Source organism: Spirosoma fluminis, from assembly GCF_054778895.1.
The window spans coordinates 327,769-347,739 of record NZ_BAAGZD010000004.1 but is presented as its reverse complement, the minus strand read 5'-3'; the positions used below and the strand labels follow the sequence as shown (position 1 = coordinate 347,739).

The following is a 19,971-nucleotide window of genomic DNA, read 5'->3' as shown; positions in this document are numbered from 1 at the left end:
CTCCAATCGAGTGGATACGTCAAGACGAGAATTTATCAAAAAAGCCGCGTTAGGTACCGCAGGGATTACCGTGGGCGGATTAGCCAACGGGATGTCGGCCAAGAGCTACGTAAAAATCATCGGCGCAAACGAACGAATCAACGTAGCGATCATTGGGTTAGGCCGCCGACTGGGGGCTTACTACGACCCCATCGGGCGCAAGGACAGCAACGTTGAACTGGTGTACCTGTGCGACGTCATGAAGAAGCAGCGCGAATCGGCGGTGCAGAAGTTTTCCAAGCACATTACGTATACCCCCAAGCAGGAAAACGACGTTCGGAAGGTGATAGCCGACAAGCAGGTGGATGCCTTGTTTATTGCTACCCCCGACCACTGGCACGCACCGGGTACCTGGATGGCCGTGCAGGGCGGCAAGCACGTGTACGTCGAAAAACCGTGCAGTCATAATCCGCGTGAAGGTGAAATTCTGGCCGAATGCCAGAAAAAATACGGGAAGGTGATCCAGATGGGTAATCAGCAGCGATCAGCGCTCGAATCCATTGATGTCATCAACCAGATTCATAACGGGGCCATTGGCACGCCGTACAAAGCCGTCGCTTTTTATGCCGCTGCGCGGGGTGAAGTACCCGTTCCGAAGAAAGCCCCCGTTCCCGACGGGCTGGATTGGGATCTTTTTCAGGGGCCTGCCCCCCGGATGGAATACACGCATGACACCTGGGATTATAACTGGCACTGGTACGGCTGGCACTACGGCACCGCCGAAAGCGGCAACAACGCTACCCACGAACTGGATGTGGCCCGGTGGGCGCTGCAGGTTGACTTTCCGGAGTACGTAACGGTGGAGGCTGCCAAACGAACGTTTCCGAACGACGGCTGGGCGGTGTACGATACCATGGACGCTACGTTCCGATTCCCCGGCAACAAAATCATTAAGTGGGATGGCAAAAGCCGCAACGGTCACAAAACCTACGGCAGTGACCGGGGCACCATCATCTACGGCAGCAATGGCAGCGTCTACGTAGACCGCGATGGCTATACGCTGTTTAACCGCGAAGGCAAAGCCGTGAAAGACAGTAAGTCGGCCGGTACGGAAGCCGGTACCGCGCTGGGCGGTGGGGGCGACATGACCACCCGGCACGTCGTCAATTTTTTTGAGGCCATTCGGGGCAAAGCGAAGCAGGCCTCCCCTATCGACGAAGGAGCCAAGAGCACCCTGTTGTGCCATCTGGCGAACATCGCGTACCGTACGAACAAATCGCTCAATGTTGACCCTAAAAACGGCCACATTCAGGATAAGGAAGCCATGAAACTCTGGGGACGCGACTACGAAAAAGGCTGGGAGCCTAAGATTTGAAGCCGATAAACCAAGCCGATTTTAGTCACGTACCAGCAAGGCCCGAAGACAAACTCTTCGGGCCTTGCTGGTTTATTTTGTATGGTTTGAACCGGTGTCAGTTGTGACTGGCAATGTCCGTAGTTTCAGACAAACCAGTACGTCGTCTGCCGTACATATTCTGCCAACCCGATCAAGGGTTTATCGTTCAATTTAATCGTCGGTCACTACGCGCTTTCCGGCGTGTTTCCGAGATATATGATAAAGGTTGTAGTTTTTTGTCTTTTTCCCGGTTAGCCCTTCATTAACGAGCTTATTCTAAGCAAATTCTAAGATTTTTCTAAGCTGATCTTTATTAAAAGTTTGGTACTTGCAACGTAACGAAATTCCTGAACACACCCCGTATCAACCCTCAGGGCTTCGTAGAAGTAACCCGTTTTCAAACGACCCCTATGGCTTCTTGCGCAAGTATAAAAATAGTGTTTGTGGGCGCTTTTCTGGCTGGCTGTACTGCCCAGAGCGAGACAAAACAAACCGAATCAGATCCGGCAATCCCGGTTATCCAGCTGACCCGGCACGATGCAACCCTCGACCATGATTACGCCAGTAATCTCGAAGCCGTGCAGAACGTAGAGGTTCGGGCCCGGGTTTCGGGCTACCTCGATAAAATTCTGGTGGACGAAGGTCGGCCCGTTCGGAAAGGGCAGCTTCTGTTTCAACTGAACTCAGCCGAGTACCAGGTTAAAGTAGCCGAAGCGCAGGCCAGTTTAGAAAGCGCAACTGCCCAGGCCCAATCGTCGGAGGTGGAGATGAGCCGCGTAAAGCTGCTGGTGGACAAAAATGTTATCTCGGCTTCCGAACTCAAACTCGCCCGGTCTAAAGTGGAAACCGCCCGGGCCATGATCGACCAGGCGAAGGCTGCACTAGCCAACGCCCGGCTTATGGTTTCGCTCACCAGCATCCGCGCGCCCTTCGACGGTGTAATCAACCGCCTGCCCTTTAAGCAGGGTAGCCTGATCGAAAATGGCGCATTGCTGACCTCCATCTCCGATCTGCGCGAGATGTACGCGTATTTCAACGTATCGGAAAAAGAATACCTGGCCTTTGTAAAAAAACGCCAGGACCCCCAAAAGACAACGGTTCGGGAGGTAGACCTGCTGCTGGCCGACGATACCCATTACACCCACAAAGGCATTATTGAAACCACCGAAACGGTGTTCGAAGGCAACTCCGGTACCATTGCGTTCCGGGCGCGTTTCCCGAATCCCGACCGGCTGCTTCGCCACGGCGCTACCGGCAAAATCCGGGTAACGACCGACGTCGATGATGCCGTGCTGGTTCCGCAGAAGGCAGTATTTGAGGTGCAGGACAAGAATTTCGTGTACGTAGTCGATGCCAACAACAAGGTTCGTACCCGCAGTTTCGCTCCCCAGAGCCGCATGGATCAGTTTTATATCGTTAAATCTGGTCTTAAGCCCGGCGATCGGGTCGTGTACGAAGGCATCCAAAACCTGAAAGACGGCATGACGATCGTTCCCCGCCCTTTACCCACCGACACACTGAGAGCGCTGTTCGCATCCGCTCGCTAGCCATCAGGTCATTTTAGAGTTCTGCACCCGATAGGGCTGGTTGGTTCGCTCAGTAACTGGCCAGTCGGTTTGGGCTATGGCTCGTGAACAAACTCCTAAGTTATGTTTAACACATTCATTAAGCGGCCCCTTCTCTCCACGGTCATCTCGGTGCTGATCGTCCTGCTGGGCGTACTGGCGCTGACAAGCCTGCCCGTTACGCAGTTCCCGGATATTGTGCCGCCCTCGGTAACCGTAACTACCAAATACACGGGTGCCAGCGCCGACGTGAGCGTGAAAGCCGTGGCGACTCCGCTCGAACGGGCCATCAACGGCGTACCCGACATGACCTACATGACGTCGATTTCGGGGAACGACGGCACCACGCTCATCCAGGTATTCTTTAAAGTCGGCACCGATCCCGATCTGGCGGCCGTTAACGTGCAGAACCGCGTAACGACCGTACTCGATGAGTTGCCCGAAGAAGTAATCAAAGCGGGTGTAGTCACCGAAAAAGAGGTGAACAGTATGCTGCTGTACCTCAATATCATCAGCGATGATCCAAGCGTCGACGAAAAATTCATTTACAACTTCGCCGATATTAACGTACTGGCCGAGTTGAAACGAATCGACGGCGTTGGGTTTGCCGCGATCATGGGTAACCGCGACTACTCGATGCGGGTGTGGCTCAAACCCGACCGCATGACGGTATACGAAATATCGGCGGACGAAGTGGTTGCCGGTATCCGGAAACAGAACGTAGAAGCCGCCCCCGGCAAAGCTGGTGAAAGCTCGGGCAGCGACGCGAACGTACTGCAATACGTGCTGCGCTATACGGGTAAGTTCTTCGAGCCCGCTCAATACGAAAACATTGTCCTGCGCATCAATCCCGATGGGTCGCTGCTGCGGCTGAAAGACGTGGCCGATGTTGAATTCGGGTCGGTAAGCTACGAAGTGCTCTCGAAAACCGACGGGCGTCCCTCGGCGGCTATCATGCTTAAACAGCGGCCGGGCTCCAACGCCAGCGACGTAATTGCCAACGTAAAAAAGCGGATGGTTGAACTGAAAGCCTCGTCGTTTCCGCCGGGCATGACGTATAACTACGCCTATGACGTATCGCGCTTCCTCGACGCGTCGATCCACGAGGTAATCCGGACCCTGATCGAGGCCTTTGTGCTGGTGTTCATTATCGTGTTCCTCTTTTTGCAGGACTGGCGTTCTACGCTGATCTGTGCTCTGGCGGTACCCGTGGCGCTGGTCGGTACGTTCGCGTTCATGAACATGATCGGGTTCTCGATCAACCTGCTCACCTTATTTGCGCTCGTACTGGCCATTGGTATCGTGGTCGATAACGCGATTGTGGTCGTCGAAGCCGTGCACGCCAAAATGGAAGAATCGGCAGGGCCAGATGGTCCGCTTTCGCCCCGTGCGGCCACCTTCGCAGCCATGGGCGATATTGCCGGCGCGATCGTTGCCATTACGCTCGTGATGTCGGCGGTATTCGTACCGGTCGCGTTCATGGACGGTCCGGTGGGTATTTTCTATCGCCAGTTCTCACTGACGCTGGCTATTTCGATTGTCATTTCTGGCGTCAACGCCCTGACGCTTACGCCTGCGTTGTGTGCGTTGCTGCTACGTCCTATTCACCACGATGGCGAGAAGAAAGGCGTTCTGGGACGTTTTTTTGCCAGCTTTAACCGGGGCTACGACTCGCTGGCTTCCAAATACCAGGGACTGCTGCGCCGGATTGTTAACCGCGGTGTGATAACCTGGGGGCTGTTGCTGCTGTTCGTAGTCGGCACCTGGGGAGTCAGTACCATCCTGCCGGGCGGCTTCATCCCGACTGAAGACCAGGGCATGATTTACGTGAACGTAACGACACCCGTAGGCGCTACTGTCGACCGAACCGAGAAAGTACTGGATGCCATCGAAGCGGTAGCGTCGAAGCAGGAATCCGTCGAGAACGTATCGACGCTGGCCGGTTTCAGTCTGCTCACTGATGGAGCCGGTGCTACGTATGGTATGGGCATGATTAACCTCAAGCACTGGGACGAGCGGAAAATCACCATGCGGGAACTGATCGAAACGCTGGAAAACGAAACGAAACACATCACCGACGCTACCATCCAGTTTTTTCCGCCCCCGACCGTACCCGGTTTTGGTAATTCCAGCGGCTTTGAGCTGCGGATGCTGGACCGGAGCCGCAGTGGTGATCTCACCAAAACGGCCAAGGTAGCGCAGGACTTTATTACGGCTTTGAAAAAACGGCCTGAAATCGGCGATGCCTTCACCAGTTTTGACCCGAGTTTCCCGCAGTACCTGCTGCACGTCGACCAGGAAAAAGCCGCTCAGAAAGGCGTATCCATTGATAACGCCATGAGTACGCTGCAAACCCTGATGGGTAGCTACTACGCGTCGAACTTTATCCGGTTCGGGCAGATGTATAAAGTTATGGTGCAGGCCGCGCCCAGCTACCGGGCCAAACCCGAGGACGTATTAAACATGCGGGTGAAGAACGAGCAGGGCGAAATGGTGCCTTACTCCAACTTTGTGCGGCTCGAACGCGTGTACGGTCCGGAGCAGATAACCCGCTACAACATGTATACCTCGGCCATGATCAACGGCGATGCAAAACCGGGTTACAGTAGTGGCGATGCCATTCGGGCCATTCAGGAGGTTGCCGAGAAGCAGCTACCAAATGGCTATGGCTACGAGTGGTCAGGTATGACGCGCGAAGAAGTCCTGTCGGGCGACCAGGCCATCTACATTTTTGCCATCTGTCTGGTGTTCGTGTACCTGTTGCTGGTTGCGCAGTACGAAAGCCTGTTCCTGCCCCTACCGGTGCTGCTGTCGCTGCCAACCGGGGTGTTCGGCTCCTTTTTGTTTCTGCAAATGCTGGGGCTGCAAAATAACATCTACGCGCAGGTATCGCTGGTCATGCTCATTGGGCTGCTGGGTAAAAACGCCATTCTGATTGTGGAGTTTGCCAACCAGCGGCAGAAAGAAGGCTTGCCAATTATCGAGGCCGCGCTGGAAGGGGCCGTATCCCGCCTGCGTCCGATCCTGATGACCTCGTTCGCGTTTATTGCCGGTCTTATCCCACTTTGTATTGCGTCGGGAGCCGGGGCCATGGGCAACCGCTCGATCGGAACAGCCGCGGCCGGGGGGATGCTCACCGGTACGCTGTTCGGGCTGATTCTGATTCCAGGCTTGTACGTCTTCTTTGCCAAACTGGCTCAGCGGTTCCAGTCGAAACAGACGCTCGATGACGACCCAAAGCAACCCAGTTCATCCGAGCCGGGTTCATCAAAGAACCACGTTGACCCGGTTCAACTATCCAACCAACCTCACGTTAATGGCACAATCGTTCATTCATAAATTAACAAGGCTCTTTTTCTATAGTATTGCGGCCCTACTGTTGTTGAACAGCTGTCAGGTGCCCAGCACCCTGCTTTCGCCCACGACGCGGCCCATGCCGGTTTCGTTTGCCGGTCAGACCGACTCGGCGAGCATTGCCAGTCAAAGCTGGCGCACGTTTTTTGCCGATCCTAATTTGGTGCAGCTGATCGACACGGCGCTGGTGGGCAACCTGGATTTACGCATTGCGACCCAACGGATCGAGCAGGCACGGGCCACGTTCGAGTACAGCCGGGGCTTCCTGGCTCCCCAAATCAATGCTGTAGCTTCAGCGGGTGTCGATCGGTACGGACGTAACACCTTAAACGGGGTGGGTAACTTCGACACGAACCTGTCGGAGAATATCCGGGGTGATCTGAGGATTCCAAACCCTACCCCTGAGTTTTTCCTAGGGGCCCGCAGCACCTGGGAGATTGACATTTGGGGCAAGCTCCGGAACCGGCGCAAGGCGGCTTATCTCCGATTCCTGGCCTCCGAAAAAGGTCGTCATGCCGTCATTACGTCGCTGGTGGCCGAAGTTGCGCGGTATTACTACGCCCTGCTGGCTTTGGATGGCGAGCTGGAAATCATCCAGGAAAACATTGACTATCAGCAGAACGCCCTGAATCTGGTCCGTATCCAGAAACAGGCCGGGCGAGTTACCGAGCTGGCGGTTCAGCAGTTTTCGGCCCAGTTGTTAAACACGCAAAGTCGGCGGGGGCAGATCCGGCAGCAGATCGTTGAAGCCGAGAATCAACTGAACCGGCTGATCGGGCGTTTCCCCCAGCCGATTCAACGAGGCCAGTCGTTAGAGCAGCGCGAATTGCCCGGCCAGGTCGTAGCGGGCCTTCCAACTCAGATGCTCGTACGCAGACCCGACATCCAGCAGGCTGAACTTGAGTTACAGGCGGCTAATATAGACGTAGACGTAGTGCGGGCCGAATTTTTGCCCAGCCTGAATCTGTCGGCGTATGCGGGCTTAAACACCTTTCGGCTTTCCACGCTGGTTAATCCCGCATCTATTGCGGCCGGTTTGCTGGGTGGCCTGTCGGCTCCCGTGTTCAACCGGCGCTTTTTGAAAGCAAATTACCGGGGATCGGTTGCGCAGAGCCGCGAAGTATTCTTCCGCTACAGCCAGACGATTCAGACCAGTTTTAGTGAAGTAGCGACCAGTCTGCGCGGTGTTGAAAACTACCGCCAGGTGGCGGAGCTACAGGCGCAGGAAGTAAACGTGCTCCGCCAGGCCGTAACTACGTCGAATGATTTGTTTGCCAGTGGCTACGCATCTTATCTGGAAGTGATTACGGCACAACGTAGCGTACTGGAAGCCGAACTGGCATTGATAAACACTAAACGAGCGCAGTTCCTGTCCCTAACCGATTTGTACCGGTCGTTGGGCGGAGGCTGGAATTAAACCTACATTTTTTGATGGGCTATGGATATCGAAACGGCTGTAGCCACTTGGCTCAGCCGTTTTTTAATTCCCTGCTCCGGCGGGGGAGTCCATGAATTACACAGGGTTAGCCGCAGTTGTCGGTCCTGGTTTAAACCTATTGTAGGCTTGAGCGTTTGGTTAAAGACCCTGAATGAGCTTTCGCACTACGCGTATGGCTAATTACTGCCCATCGTTACGCTCAGCAAGTGTCGAGCACTACCAACCCGCCCACTCGATGCAGCCTTATCCTGAACGAGCGGTCGGTACGTATCAACAGTCCATACAACAGGCTTATGCAACAATTTGATGTAATTGTAATTGGTACAGGTTCAGCAGGAAGCAACGCTGCCGACGAACTCAAAAAAGCTGGAAAAACCGTTGCCATTATCGATAAATTACCCTTTGGTGGTACGTGCTCACAACGAGGGTGTGATCCCAAGAAGATTCTGGTAGGTGCGGCTGAATTGGTGGCCCGATCTACGCAGATGCTTCAGAAAGGAATCGTTGCCGAAGCGAAGATTGACTGGCCAGCGCTGATCCATTTCAAGCAAACGTTTACCGACCCGATACCCGCCCGAACGGAAGAGAAGTTCAGCAAAGAAGGAATTACGGCTTTTCACGGAGCCGCCCGGTTTCTGTCGCCAGACACGGTGCAGGTCGGCGACACCCGCCTGCAGGCCGGCCATATTGTTATCGCTACGGGCGCTTACCCGGCTCCGCTGGATATACCAGGCGAAGAACTTCTGACCGACAGCACCGGCTTTATGGATTTGATGCAGTTGCCGGACGAGATTGTTATGGTGGGGGGCGGCTATATTGCGTTTGAGTTTGCGCACATTGCCGCCCGCGCTGGCGCCAAGGTCACCATAATTCATCAGGGTAAACAGCCGTTAAACGGGTTCGACCCCGATTTAGTGGGGCTGTTGGTTAAAGCCACCGAAGCGATAGGCGTTCGGGTTCTGTTAAATGCTAAAGTCACCGGAATTTCTGGTGAGCCAGGAGCGCTGTCGGTTGAGTTCACGCAGCAGGAGCAAACGCGCACAGTTCCAGCTAAGCTGGTTGTTCATGCTGCCGGGCGTCCCGCCGACCTCCGGAATTTAGCGCTTGATCAGGCCGGTGTGGCGTTTAGTGACAAGGGTATCACCGTTAATTCGTTTTTACAGAGTGTGTCGAATCCGATCGTTTACGCCTGCGGGGATGTGGCCGACCGGGGTTTACCCTTAACTCCTGTGGCCTCCCGCGAAGGCGAACTGGTAGCCGGCAACATTCTGCATGGTAACAATCAGGAGTTTACCGACAGTGTTGTACCATCTGCGGTATTTACCTGGCCGGTCTTGGCCACCGTAGGCTTAACCGAAGCGGCCGCCAAAGAGTCAGGCCGTAACATACGGATTGCCTACAAGGAAACGACAGACTGGTATGAGTCGCGCCGGATCAACGAGCCCGTATCCGGTTTCAAGCTCTTGCTGGACGAGGATACAGGCGTACTGGTCGGCGCTCACCTGCTGGGGGCTGGCAGCGACGAACTGATCAACGTACTGACCTTGGCCATCCGGCACTCCATACCCATAAAGGCACTCAGCGATACGTTCTTTGCGTACCCCAGTCACGCGTCGGGCTTGTCGTCAATGCTAGGCGAGTTTTAGAAGGCGTTGCCTGGCCTCGTTACGTCCCGTGAGTAACCAGACTCCTGCTCTACTGACGTCCGGGACCAGGTGCCGTTACAGGTCAATGCAGACCGTTCAGCTGAGCGATACGAGCACCCTCATTCAGGCTGATACTGTTGTTTATCTCCTATATAGGGCAACCTTATAAAACCGTTCCGTCAGTTTTATTAGCTAAAGCCGCTTATTCGTAGTTAAGCAGTTTGTTCACTATCAAGTTCTATACAATTATGGGAAACTTACTGTACACCATTGCGGTGATTCTGATTATCATCTGGTTATTGGGCTTTTTAGGCTTTAACAGCTTCGGCATGGGTGGATTGATCCACGTTTTATTGGTCATTGCCGTTATCGCTGTCATTTTGCGGCTCATTCAGGGCAGGGGTATTTAACTCCAGTCTGTTCTTCCGAAACGCCTGATAAGCCACACACCTTATCAGGCGTTTGTCGTATACGTACGGCAGCAAACGATACGTAACAACCGGTCATCTCCAGCCATTGGCGGCTTGGAAAGAGTAATTGGTGGGATTCGGCTGCTTCTAATGGAGAGTTGCTGCTAAGTCCGCGGACGCTATCGGATCAGCGCTCGTTTATCAGATTTACTAACCTTTTCTTTCGTCTAGCCCCATGAATGCTGCTTCTCTGCTGCTGTTCGTTTGTCTGTTTATTTCCGCTCCGTCCTTCTCGCATCCCGAACCAAATCCCCATAAACCCGGCATCGAAAAAGAAGTATTCGGTCTGTTCCCCGATGGTCGAGAAGCCCATCTGTTTACGTTACGGAACGCGGCAGGCATGGAAGTGAAGATTACCAATTATGGCGGCTACATTGTGGAGTGGCTGGCTCCCGACAAAGTCGGCAAAGCCGAAAACATTGTGCTGGGCGTACCCACTTTTGCCGACTATCTGAAAGGCACCCCTAGCTTTGGTCCGATCATCGGCCGCTTCGGCAACCGCATCGGCGGCAGCAAATTTACCCTCGACGGCAAAGAGTATACGCTGGCCAGCAACAACGGCAAAAATCACATCCACGGTGGTCGCGTTGGCTTCGACAAGAAACTGTGGACAGCGACTCCGGTTAGCGGTAACGAACCCGCCCTGAAGCTACAGTATACCTCACCCGATGGCGAAGAAGGCTATCCCGGCACGCTTAACGTAGTGGTTACGTATACGTTGCGAAAAGACAATGCGTTACGTATCGATTACAGCGCTACGACGGATAAAGCCACCGTCTTAAACCTCACGAATCACGCTTATTTTAACCTGGGTGGCATGAAACGCGACATTCTGGATCATGTCGTGATGATCAACGCCGACAAATTCCTGCCGACTGATCCGACGCAGATTCCGACGGATGAGTTAAAGCCTGTGGCCGGTACGGTGTTTGATTTCAGAAAGCCAATGCCGGTCGGTATGCGTATCAACGATACCACCGATACGCAGATTCGCTATGGACATGGCTACGACCATTGCTGGGTATTTGCTGACAACTCCAATAAGCTGAAGTTAGGGGCTACCGTACTGGACCCGGCGAGCGGCCGGTTTATGGAAATGTTCACCACCGAACCGTCCGTACAGATGTACACGGCCAACCACCTGAACGGCCGCGTCAAGGGGAAAGAAGGGGTCGCCTTTACCCGTCGATACGGTCTTTGCTTGGAAACACAGCACTTCCCCGACTCGCCCAATCACCCCGAGTTTCCGACAACAACGCTCCGCCCCGGCGATACGTACCGAAGCACAACGGTTTATAAACTGTCCGTCAAAAAGTAAGTAGGCATAAACAAAAAGCTGATGCGTGTCCCCGCTACGTTGCGTCAGCCTTCTCACATTAAGTTACCAGCCAACATCAACCAGTCATCCAAACGTATGAAGATCAGTTCGGGGGCTGATTAACGTCATATTTGCCCCGGCTGCCGTGCTGTTACTTTGTATCAACAATTACAAACAACGACAATCATGGCAACGCTCACACATTCGTCTTCTGCTTATACCACCGACTCAAACTGGCTAAGTGTCTATAAAAATTTCGCTGAGAACGCTGAGTTTAACCGCTTTGGCTGGGCTTGTACGGCCGTTGCCATTCAGGGTTGTGTGCTATCTCCCGTTCTGCTCCTTACGCTGTCGTATCTGGGTGGTGGCGACTGGCAGTTCTTAACCAGTATGCTTTGCTTCCTGCTGGTGCTGGTTCCGGTGCTGTCAGCGATGCCGGCGAAAGTCATCTTCCCGACCTTTGCGATTAGCTTCGTTATTCACTTAGCGATGATCCTCATGAACATATTATAGCGTTTTGGCAACTGATAGCTAATGAGTTAGGGCACACTTAAGACAATCAATTCATTCGCAACATAATGCTGACGCGCGTCCTCGTAACGACGGATCGCGCGTCAGCATTTTATTCATAACTCCCGTTAATTTACAATAGTCCGCCCCGGTGGACTATTTTTTGTATGCACTCAGACATTGAGATCGCCAGATTTTAACCGTTATTTTCAGTAGCGCATGACAGAGCTTTAGCTTTGCTTAACTTTTGCTTTTGTTGATATACTGCTGATTATGCACCGTACCGTATACTATTTGTTCTTGTTGATTATTAGCTCTTCTTGTACAAGAGAGAAGCCTGGCTACCAAAGCCAGCCCGATGCAGTACGAGACTTACTGATTGATCGAATCGTATGGATACCCAAAGCGGTCCCCAACAAACCATGTGTTCGGATCAATGAGCACCAGTTTTCCATTACCAATACGTCCAACGAGCATAGCTATCATCGAATACAGATCCGTTTCGACTACTATGACGCACAATACCATCGAATCAGTACTAAACGACATATGCTTGCTCAATCGGTCAAAGCCGGGTCGGCGGTTGCCATTCCACCCATTCAGACAGGTACCACTGATCCATTAACCAAGTCGGCTACGGTTCGCATTCAGCAAGCTGTATCGGATTAGCCATTTCGACAAAAACTACGGTCAGTAGCTACATCAACTTCTCTCAGGTGGTATCACACCGTCTGCGAGAAAAGCTGCGTTTTGGGCTGCGCGTAGTTTAACCGCTCGTCGAAGGCCATACAGATGTTTCGTAAGAACGGCCGCCCTTCCGGATAAACGCGTAACCCCTCGGCGTCGTACTCCAGCAGCCCATCCAGTCGGAACTCTTCCAGTCGTTCGCTCAGTGCCGCCCATTCGGATTTCGACCAGCAGCCCAAATGCCAGTGAGTTTCGCCCTGGCACATAATGTTCAGGATTTGCCGACGCAGAAACGCATCCTGATCATCGAGCACGTGGCCTCGAAATACGGGGAGTTCACCCGCTAAGGCCTGATTGATGTAGGTATCTACATTCTTTTCATTCTGTGCGAAAGCCGACCATACATCGCTGATCGACGATGCGCCTAAGCCGAGCAGTACGCGCGTCTGAGTCGTGGTGTACCCCATAAAATTACGGTGTAACGTACCGTTGTCGAGGGCTTTGTACAGGGAATCGTGCGGCAGCGCAAAATGATCCATCCCGATTTCGACGTAACCCGCTCCCTCCAACAACTCCCTGCCAGTTTCGTACAGCACCCGCTTCTGCTCACCCGACGGCAGGTCCTGATCCTGAAAACCGCGCTGGCCGTTTCCTTTGATCCAGGGCACATGGGCATACGAGTAGAACGCGATGCGGTCGGGACGTAATAGCAATGTCCTGATCACCGTATCTTCGATCGAATCCGGCGTCTGAAACGGTAATCCGAACACCAGGTCATGGCTAATGGAGGTGTACCCAACCTCACGAGCCCACTCGGTCACCTGCTGTACGTGTTCAAAAGGCTGAATGCGGTGAATGGCTTTCTGAACAACCGGATCGTAATCCTGCACACCGAAGCTAACGCGCCGGAAGCCAAATTCATACAGCGTTTGCAGATGCTCACGCGTGGTATTGTTCGGATGGCCTTCCCAGCCAAAATCGGGTTCGCTGGTCGCCGTCGTCGCAACGGGGTCAGCCCGGTGAAAGATTCCGGCCAGTAGTCGGTGAAGCTGTTCGGGCGCAAAAAAGCTCGGTGTTCCGCCACCCAGATGAAATTCGGCAATCCGTGGCCGTTCGGGCAACAGATCGCAGTACGTGTTCCATTCGGCCAGTACCGCCAGTATATAAGGCACTTCTACGTCGTGGTTACGCGTAATGCGTTTGTTACAGCCGCAGAACGTACACAGACTCTCGCAATACGGCAGGTGAATGTAGAGGCTTATGCCATCTGTGGTGTTCGTGGCCGTAAAGGCCCGTTTGAGGTTGCTGATCCAGGCGTTCTGGCTGAAGGTGCTGTCGTCCCAGAAGGGAACTGTAGGGTAGCTGGTATACCGGGGGCCCGGAACATTATATTTCTGAATGAGCGAATTCATAGCTAAGCGGCCGCCAGGTTTTCAATGTCTTACGTGCGTTGCCCTGGTTATCTGACGGACAAAGATGCGCCGACTTGCCGGAGCGTACCCTGACGGGTCTCATCCGACGAGCTGACGATCGTCAAGGTTCAGGAAGACGCGTAGCGCCAACTTGCCGCAAATTTCAACGCCATGTCTACGGCTACAATCACCTCAACCAGTTGCTACCACTGCGGTAACGACTGCACCGAACACGACATCACGTTCGACGCCCGTCATTTCTGCTGCGACGGGTGCAAAACCGTGTATCAGATTCTCAACGAAAATCAACTCTGCCAATACTACGATCTGAACGTGCAGCCCGGTCGCCGGGCTACCGATACGTCGGAATCGACAAAAAACTCGTCGTCGCGGCTGGCGTTCCTGGATTTGCCGGAAGTTCAGCAGCAACTGGTCGAGTTTTCGAACGACACCACCACATCCGCTACGTTCTACATACCTACCATTCACTGTAGTTCGTGCCTGTGGCTGCTGGAACACCTGTACAGGCTTAACCCGGCCATCAACCAATCGCGGGTCGATTTCCTGAAAAAGCAGGTGCATCTAAACTTCGCGCATACGCAGGTGTCGCTGCGGGAGGTGGTCGAACTGCTGACCTCGCTGGGCTATGAGCCGCTCATCAGCCTCAACGACGTGGTTAAAGAGCAGCAGAAGCCCACTTACCGGCCGTTGCTTTACCGGCTGGCGGTTGCGGGCTTCTGCGCGGGGAACATCATGCTGTTCAGCTTTCCGGAATACCTGGGTCTAGACGACCCGACCTTCAAGCACTGGTTCGGCGTGATCAATCTGGTGCTGGCAACGCCCGTGGTGTTCTACTCGGGATCAGGCTATTTTGACTCCGTATGGCGCAGCCTCCGCCGTCACGTTCGTGGTAGGATCATCAATATTGACTTTCCCATTCTGCTGGGTATCCTGGTCGCCTACATTCGGGGAACGTATGAAGTAGTTGCGCTGAATGGAGCCGGGTATTACGACTCCGTGTCGGGTCTGATTTTCTTTCTGCTTTGCGGCAAATGGTTTCAGCAGCGGACGTATGATTTTCTTTCCTTCGAGCGGGATTATAAATCCTATTTTCCCTTAGCCGTCATGCGTTTAAGGCGGGGCGGCAAGAGCCAGGACCAGAAAACATCAGACTCGTCCGGCACAGAAACGCCCGTACCCGTAACCAGCTTAGCCAAAGGCGATCACATCCGGATTCGCCACGGAGAATTGATTCCGGCCGACGGGCTGCTTTTCCAGGGTGATGCGCTCATCGACTATTCGTTCGTAACGGGCGAGTCGGAGCCCGAACGCAAAGAGCCCGGCGCGTTGCTGTACGCTGGCGGACGTCAAATGGGGGAAGCGATTGACATTGAAGTCGTTCGGGAAACGTCGCAGAGTTATTTAACCCAGCTTTGGAACAACGACACCTTCCGCAAGGTCATTACGGGTCGTTTTACAACGTTCGCCGATTACGTCGGGAAATACTTTACCCTAACCGTACTGACGCTGGCTACCCTGACGGGGCTGTTTTGGTATGCTTATCGCCATGACCCGGCTACGGCCGTCAATGCGTTTACTGCCGTCTTGATCGTGGCTTGCCCGTGCGTGCTCTCGCTGTCGTACCCCGTTGCGCTGGGTCATGGCTTACGGTTGCTCGGCAAACGCAGATTCTACCTCCGAAACGCGGATGTCATCGAGCAGATGGCCGCCTGCGATACGCTGGTACTCGACAAAACCGGCACCCTTACGACGACCTCCGACAGCACTATTATCGAACTATTTGCTCAGCCGTTAACCCACTACGAACGGCTCCTCATTGCCTCGCTGGCCAGACAATCGGCACATCCCCTTAGCCGCAAACTGGCAAATCATTTGTCGGGTGCCCTGACGCTGCCCATCGACGACTTTTCGGAAGTTGCCGGTAAAGGGATTCGCGGTTTGGTTGATGATTGGCCTGTTACGTTAGGAGCCAGATCCTTTGTTGTCCCAGACCACACGTCGACCGTACTAGAAAATGAACCGTGGAGCGGTGGAGGGGAGGTTCACGTGAAGATTGGCCGGTCGTACCGGGGCAGTTTCCGCTTCCCGAACCAGTACCGGGCGGGCATTGAAGACATGCTGACTGACCTGACTACTACGTATACACTGCATTTGCTATCGGGCGATAACGACACAGCCAAACCCCGGCTGATCCGCTGGTTTGGCGACCGGATGGTATTTTCGTGCAGCCCCCAGCAGAAGCTCGACGTTGTTCGGCAACTACAGGCCAAAGGTCATCGTGTACTGATGGTCGGCGATGGCCTGAACGATGCCGGAGCGTTGAAACAGGCTGACGTTGGTATTGCCATCACTGACGATACGGTTCAGTTTACGCCCGCCAGCGACGGCATTCTGGAAGCGCAATCGTTACGTGAGTTGCCCAACTTTTTACGCTTCAGCCGCTTCGGCATGCGGCTGATCCGGTTCAGCTTCTGCGTTTCGCTGCTGTACAACTTCGTCGGCTTATCCTACGCTCTAACCGGAGCGCTTTCGCCCATTGTCGCGGCTATTCTGATGCCCCTTAGCTCAACCACCATGGTACTTATTGCCACGCTGGGTATGCGATTACGAAGTCGTCATTTCCTGTCAAATAGTTAGTCGAAAGCTTACCGCCCTGCGCAGGGCGGTAAGCTTTATTTTTTACCGTTCACTTACATTCATGCTTATCATTCTCTGTTTTTTTGCGGCTCACTGGTATTTATCCATCTTCACACAAACCTTTTTCCTGCACCGCTATGCGGCTCATGGTATGTTTACGATGAGTCCGCGCTGGGAGAAGTTCTTTTACATCCTGACGTTTATTGGTCAGGGTTCTTCCTTCCTCAGCCCACGGGCGTATGGCATTATGCACCGGCTGCACCACGCTCATGCCGATACGGAGCATGACCCCCACTCTCCCTCCTACTCGAATGGCCTCTTCAACATGATGTGGAAAACCCGCCAGTTCTACAACGACATCGTAAACAACCGCGACCACATTGCGACCAAGTTCAAGAAAGGCGTGCCGAACTGGGTCTTTATGGAGTGGCTGGGCGACCGCTGGCCGGTACGTATCGCCTGGGGCGTATCGTATTCCCTTGTGTACATTTATTACGCTCCTTCCATCTGGTTTTTCGCTCTTTTGCCCATTCACTACCTGATGGGTCCCATCCACGGGGCCATCATTAACTGGTACGCCCACCGCTATGGGTACGTCAACTTTTCGGTCGACGATACGGCCAAAAACCTACTTCCGTTCGATTTTCTGATGATGGGCGAATCGTACCACAATAATCACCACAAGTTTGGCGGCCGGGCAAACTTCGGTGGGTTCCGCTGGCATGAGTTCGATCCAACCTACCCTATTATCCGCTTGCTGAACAGCCTGCACGTAATCCGGTTGAAAGCCAATAATGACTTGAAATACATGTAGGCCAGGTGGGGAGTAAGAGCTTTCCCTGATCTTTCCCTTCGGATGAGCGCAGCCTAACGCATTATGGATCACACCTGGGCAAACCATCTTACATGTAATGTATTGCTGACGCGTACTCCCGCTACGCGTCAGCATTTTTTCTTCACTCACGTTGATCCAGACATTCCTCCCCCATTCGTCCATCAACCCTAATCCAGCTCCGGGCTTGATTTTAATCACCTGAGCGACTGACTGACCTCATACAGCGCCGGGCGCAATCGCTGCAATTTTGAATTGTCAAACTACAAACGGCTATGTATATCATCTTCTTCATGATTGGGATCAGCCTACTGATGGCGCTGGGCTTTTTAGGTGCCTTCGTCTGGTCGATGCGGACTGGTCAGCAGGATGATTTATATACGCCTTCCATGCGCATGCTGCTCGACGATGATCTGCAATCCTCAACGGAAACTGACATAGATACCCATTAATTTTTTGTACTCGTTTACCATGAATGCTTCGCTTAGTCAATCTGCTACGCTCATTTCGCCAGACAGGGCGGCCATTGGGCAACAACCGCCGGGGGGCCAGAATCCGGTAGAGCGCTTCGCCTACGACAACAAGATCGTCCGCGACTTCGGTATCGCCACCATCATCTGGGGGGTAATCGGGATGCTCGTTGGGGTGCTTATCGCCAGTCAGTTGTTTGCACCGGCCGCTAACCTCGGCAACCAATACACTACGTTTGGCCGCATCCGGCCCCTGCACACGAACGCCGTCATCTTTGCTTTTGTCGGCAACGCCATCTTTATGGGCGTATATTACTCCCTGCAACGGCTTTGCAAGGCGCGTATGTTCAGCGACCTGCTGAGCAAAATTCACTTCTGGGGCTGGCAACTCATCATTTTATCGGCCGTACTGACTCTGCCGCTGGGCATCACGACCTCACACGAATACGCTGAGCTGGAATGGCCAATCGATATAGCCATTACGTTAATCTGGGTTGTGTTCGGCATCAATATGTTCGGCACCATCATCAAACGCCGGGAACGTCACCTCTACGTAGCCATCTGGTTCTACATTGCTACGTTCGTTACGGTCGCTGTGCTGCACATCATCAACTCGGTTCAGATGCCGGTAACCTTCTTTAAAAGTTATTACCTCTACGCCGGGGTGCAGGATGCGCTCGTGCAGTGGTGGTATGGTCACAATGCAGTCGCCTTCTTCCTGACGACACCTTATCTGGGCATGATGTACTACTTCCTGCCGAAGATGGCCAACCGCCCGGTATACTCCTACAAGCTGTCGATTCTGCACTTCTGGGCCTTGATTTTCATCTACATCTGGGCGGGCCCGCACCATCTGCTGTATAGTTCGCTGCCCGACTGGGCACAATCGCTGGGTGTTGTGTTCTCGATTATGCTCATTGCTCCATCGTGGGGGGGTATGATCAACGGACTGCTGACGCTACGGGGTGCCTGGGATAAAGTTCGCGAAGACGCTATTCTGAAGTTCATGGTCGTCGGTCTGACTTCCTACGGTATGGCCACGTTCGAAGGTCCCCTGCTATCGCTCAAGAACGTAAACGCCATTGCGCACTTCACCGACTGGATTGTAGCCCACGTACACGTCGGTGCGCTCGGCTGGAACGGCTTCCTGACCTTCGCCATTCTGTACTGGCTGATCCCACGCATGTACCATACGCCTTTGTTCTCGAAGAAGATGATGAACATTCACTTCTGGATTGGCACGATGGGCATCCTGTTCTACGCCGTTCCGATGTATATCTCGGGCTTTACGCAGGGCATGATGTGGAAAGAGTTTACGGCCGAAGGCGTCTTGAAATACCCAAGCTTCCTGGAAACTACGCTGCAGATTCTGCCGATGCACATGATGCGGGCGCTGGGCGGTGCGCTGTATCTGAGCGGTGCCATTCTGATGGCCTACAACCTCTTCAGAACAATGGCAGCCGGTTCGCTGGTAGCCGATGAACCCGCTGAAGCACCCGCGCTGACCAAAGCGTATACACCAACTGGTTCCGATACGTACTGGCACCGCTGGTTTGAGCGCAAGCCGATGCCTCTGCTGGTTGGCTCACTGGTAGTGATTCTGATTGGTTCGCTGGTGGAGTTAGTACCCACATTCATGGTTAAATCGAACGTACAGACCATTGCCTCGGTGCAGCCCTACACCGCGCTGGAACTGGAAGGACGAGATCTTTATATCCGCGAAGGCTGCGTAAACTGCCACAGCCAGATGGTTCGCCCGTTCCGCTCCGAAACCGAACGGTACGGCGAGTACTCGAAAGCCGGTGAGTTCGTCTACGATCACCCGTTCCTGTGGGGCTCGAAACGAACCGGGCCGGATCTGCACCGCGAAGGGGGTAAGTATCCCGACTCCTGGCACTACCACCACATGCGCGACCCAGCGTCGATGTCACCGGGTTCGATCATGCCATCCTACCCCTGGCTGTTAACTCAGCAACTGGACATCGCCAATACGGAAGCCAAGATGAAGGCGCTCAAAAAAGTAGGCGTTCCGTACGATGACTCCGCCATTTCGTACGCCAGCGAAGACCTGACGAAGCAAGCCAACGAGGTCAGCGGCCGATTGGCGAAAGAAGGTATCAAGGTTGATTCGGACCGCGAGATCGTGGCGCTCATCGCTTACCTGCAACGCCTGGGTACGGATATCAAGAAAATGGAAACTGCCCAAAACTAAGAAGTGAGAAGCGAAAAGTGAGGA

At 53.7% G+C, this 19,971-nt stretch carries 15 protein-coding genes; 13 read left to right on the top strand and 2 right to left on the bottom strand.

The features are described from left to right. The first annotated feature begins 10 nt into the window (after positions 1 to 10). The 9 genes from ACYVBJ_RS06895 (at position 11) to ACYVBJ_RS06855 (ending at position 11,679) form a co-directional block, all read left to right on the top strand. The gene (locus ACYVBJ_RS06895) at positions 11 to 1,354 is read left to right on the top strand and encodes a Gfo/Idh/MocA family protein (protein WP_460981559.1); all 1,344 of its coding nucleotides are present in this window, start codon (positions 11 to 13) and stop codon (positions 1,352 to 1,354) included. A gap of 431 nt (positions 1,355 to 1,785) precedes the next feature. Beyond that, complete coding sequence (locus ACYVBJ_RS06890; RefSeq protein WP_460981558.1) at positions 1,786 to 2,922, top strand: efflux RND transporter periplasmic adaptor subunit; 1,137 nt, start codon at positions 1,786 to 1,788, stop codon at positions 2,920 to 2,922. Positions 2,923 to 3,024: 102 nt separating this feature from the next. Then, positions 3,025 to 6,279, top strand: coding sequence for an efflux RND transporter permease subunit (locus ACYVBJ_RS06885; protein ID WP_460981557.1), 3,255 nt, complete (start codon positions 3,025 to 3,027; stop codon positions 6,277 to 6,279). Continuing rightward, complete coding sequence (locus ACYVBJ_RS06880) at positions 6,257 to 7,711, top strand: TolC family protein (RefSeq protein ID WP_460981556.1); 1,455 nt, start codon at positions 6,257 to 6,259, stop codon at positions 7,709 to 7,711. Before ACYVBJ_RS06885 ends, ACYVBJ_RS06880 begins: the two co-directional genes overlap by 23 nt. A gap of 193 nt (positions 7,712 to 7,904) precedes the next feature. Beyond that, entirely contained in the window at positions 7,905 to 8,039 is a 135-nt protein-coding gene (locus ACYVBJ_RS06875) for a hypothetical protein (RefSeq protein WP_460981555.1), read from the top strand. Further along, entirely contained in the window at positions 8,026 to 9,378 is a 1,353-nt protein-coding gene (locus ACYVBJ_RS06870; protein ID WP_460981554.1) for a dihydrolipoyl dehydrogenase family protein, read from the top strand. Before ACYVBJ_RS06875 ends, ACYVBJ_RS06870 begins: the two co-directional genes overlap by 14 nt. Positions 9,379 to 9,626: 248 nt before the next feature. Continuing rightward, positions 9,627 to 9,788 (top strand): lmo0937 family membrane protein, encoded by a 162-nt coding sequence (locus ACYVBJ_RS06865; protein ID WP_460981553.1) that lies wholly within the window; start codon positions 9,627 to 9,629, stop codon positions 9,786 to 9,788. Positions 9,789 to 10,023: 235 nt separating this feature from the next. Continuing rightward, the gene (locus ACYVBJ_RS06860; protein WP_460981552.1) at positions 10,024 to 11,166 is read left to right on the top strand and encodes an aldose epimerase family protein; all 1,143 of its coding nucleotides are present in this window, start codon (positions 10,024 to 10,026) and stop codon (positions 11,164 to 11,166) included. A 186-nt stretch (positions 11,167 to 11,352) separates the two neighbouring features. Beyond that, positions 11,353 to 11,679: a hypothetical protein gene (locus ACYVBJ_RS06855; protein ID WP_460981551.1), complete on the top strand. Its 327-nt coding sequence runs from the start codon at positions 11,353 to 11,355 to the stop codon at positions 11,677 to 11,679. Positions 11,680 to 12,048: 369 nt separating this feature from the next. Here the strand turns inward: ACYVBJ_RS06855 and ACYVBJ_RS06850 are convergent, their stop codons facing one another. Together ACYVBJ_RS06850 and hemN are read right to left on the bottom strand one after the other, a co-directional pair. Beyond that, positions 12,049 to 12,225 (bottom strand): hypothetical protein, encoded by a 177-nt coding sequence (locus ACYVBJ_RS06850; RefSeq protein WP_460981550.1) that lies wholly within the window; start codon positions 12,223 to 12,225, stop codon positions 12,049 to 12,051. Between the two features lie 173 nt (positions 12,226 to 12,398). After that, a complete protein-coding gene (hemN, locus tag ACYVBJ_RS06845) occupies positions 12,399 to 13,775 on the bottom strand; it encodes an oxygen-independent coproporphyrinogen III oxidase (RefSeq protein ID WP_460981549.1) in 1,377 nt (458 codons plus the stop codon). Between the two features lie 171 nt (positions 13,776 to 13,946). On the opposite strand from hemN, the gene ACYVBJ_RS06840 reads away from it, so the two are divergent. The 4 genes from ACYVBJ_RS06840 (at position 13,947) to ccoN (ending at position 19,947) form a co-directional block, all read left to right on the top strand. Continuing rightward, a complete protein-coding gene (locus ACYVBJ_RS06840; RefSeq protein ID WP_460981548.1) occupies positions 13,947 to 16,433 on the top strand; it encodes a heavy metal translocating P-type ATPase in 2,487 nt (828 codons plus the stop codon). A gap of 61 nt (positions 16,434 to 16,494) precedes the next feature. After that, positions 16,495 to 17,247, top strand: a complete 753-nt coding sequence (locus ACYVBJ_RS06835) for an acyl-CoA desaturase (protein WP_460981547.1) — start codon at positions 16,495 to 16,497, stop codon at positions 17,245 to 17,247. Between the two features lie 293 nt (positions 17,248 to 17,540). Further along, positions 17,541 to 17,717, top strand: a complete 177-nt coding sequence (gene ccoS, locus ACYVBJ_RS06830) for a cbb3-type cytochrome oxidase assembly protein CcoS (protein WP_460981546.1) — start codon at positions 17,541 to 17,543, stop codon at positions 17,715 to 17,717. 19 nt (positions 17,718 to 17,736) lie between these two features. Then, entirely contained in the window at positions 17,737 to 19,947 is a 2,211-nt protein-coding gene (ccoN, locus tag ACYVBJ_RS06825) for a cytochrome-c oxidase, cbb3-type subunit I (RefSeq protein WP_460981545.1), read from the top strand. Positions 19,948 to 19,971: the final 24 nt, after the last annotated feature.

What these genes read in the sequence shown, in the direction of transcription:
- ACYVBJ_RS06890 (WP_460981558.1), top strand. Translation starts at nt 1,786, where the DNA reads ATGGCTTCTTGCGCAAGTATAAAAATAGTGTTTGTGGGCGCTTTTCTG.
- ACYVBJ_RS06885 (WP_460981557.1), top strand. Translation starts at nt 3,025, where the DNA reads ATGTTTAACACATTCATTAAGCGGCCCCTTCTCTCCACGGTCATCTCG.
- ACYVBJ_RS06880 (WP_460981556.1), top strand. Translation starts at nt 6,257, where the DNA reads ATGGCACAATCGTTCATTCATAAATTAACAAGGCTCTTTTTCTATAGT.
- ACYVBJ_RS06875 (WP_460981555.1), top strand. Translation starts at nt 7,905, where the DNA reads ATGGCTAATTACTGCCCATCGTTACGCTCAGCAAGTGTCGAGCACTAC.
- ACYVBJ_RS06870 (WP_460981554.1), top strand. Translation starts at nt 8,026, where the DNA reads ATGCAACAATTTGATGTAATTGTAATTGGTACAGGTTCAGCAGGAAGC.
- ACYVBJ_RS06865 (WP_460981553.1), top strand. Translation starts at nt 9,627, where the DNA reads ATGGGAAACTTACTGTACACCATTGCGGTGATTCTGATTATCATCTGG.
- ACYVBJ_RS06860 (WP_460981552.1), top strand. Translation starts at nt 10,024, where the DNA reads ATGAATGCTGCTTCTCTGCTGCTGTTCGTTTGTCTGTTTATTTCCGCT.
- ACYVBJ_RS06855 (WP_460981551.1), top strand. Translation starts at nt 11,353, where the DNA reads ATGGCAACGCTCACACATTCGTCTTCTGCTTATACCACCGACTCAAAC.
- ACYVBJ_RS06850 (WP_460981550.1), bottom strand. Translation starts at nt 12,225, where the DNA reads ATGTCGTTTAGTACTGATTCGATGGTATTGTGCGTCATAGTAGTCGAA.
- hemN (WP_460981549.1), bottom strand. Translation starts at nt 13,775, where the DNA reads ATGAATTCGCTCATTCAGAAATATAATGTTCCGGGCCCCCGGTATACC.
- ACYVBJ_RS06840 (WP_460981548.1), top strand. Translation starts at nt 13,947, where the DNA reads ATGTCTACGGCTACAATCACCTCAACCAGTTGCTACCACTGCGGTAAC.
- ACYVBJ_RS06835 (WP_460981547.1), top strand. Translation starts at nt 16,495, where the DNA reads ATGCTTATCATTCTCTGTTTTTTTGCGGCTCACTGGTATTTATCCATC.
- ccoS (WP_460981546.1), top strand. Translation starts at nt 17,541, where the DNA reads ATGTATATCATCTTCTTCATGATTGGGATCAGCCTACTGATGGCGCTG.
- ccoN (WP_460981545.1), top strand. Translation starts at nt 17,737, where the DNA reads ATGAATGCTTCGCTTAGTCAATCTGCTACGCTCATTTCGCCAGACAGG.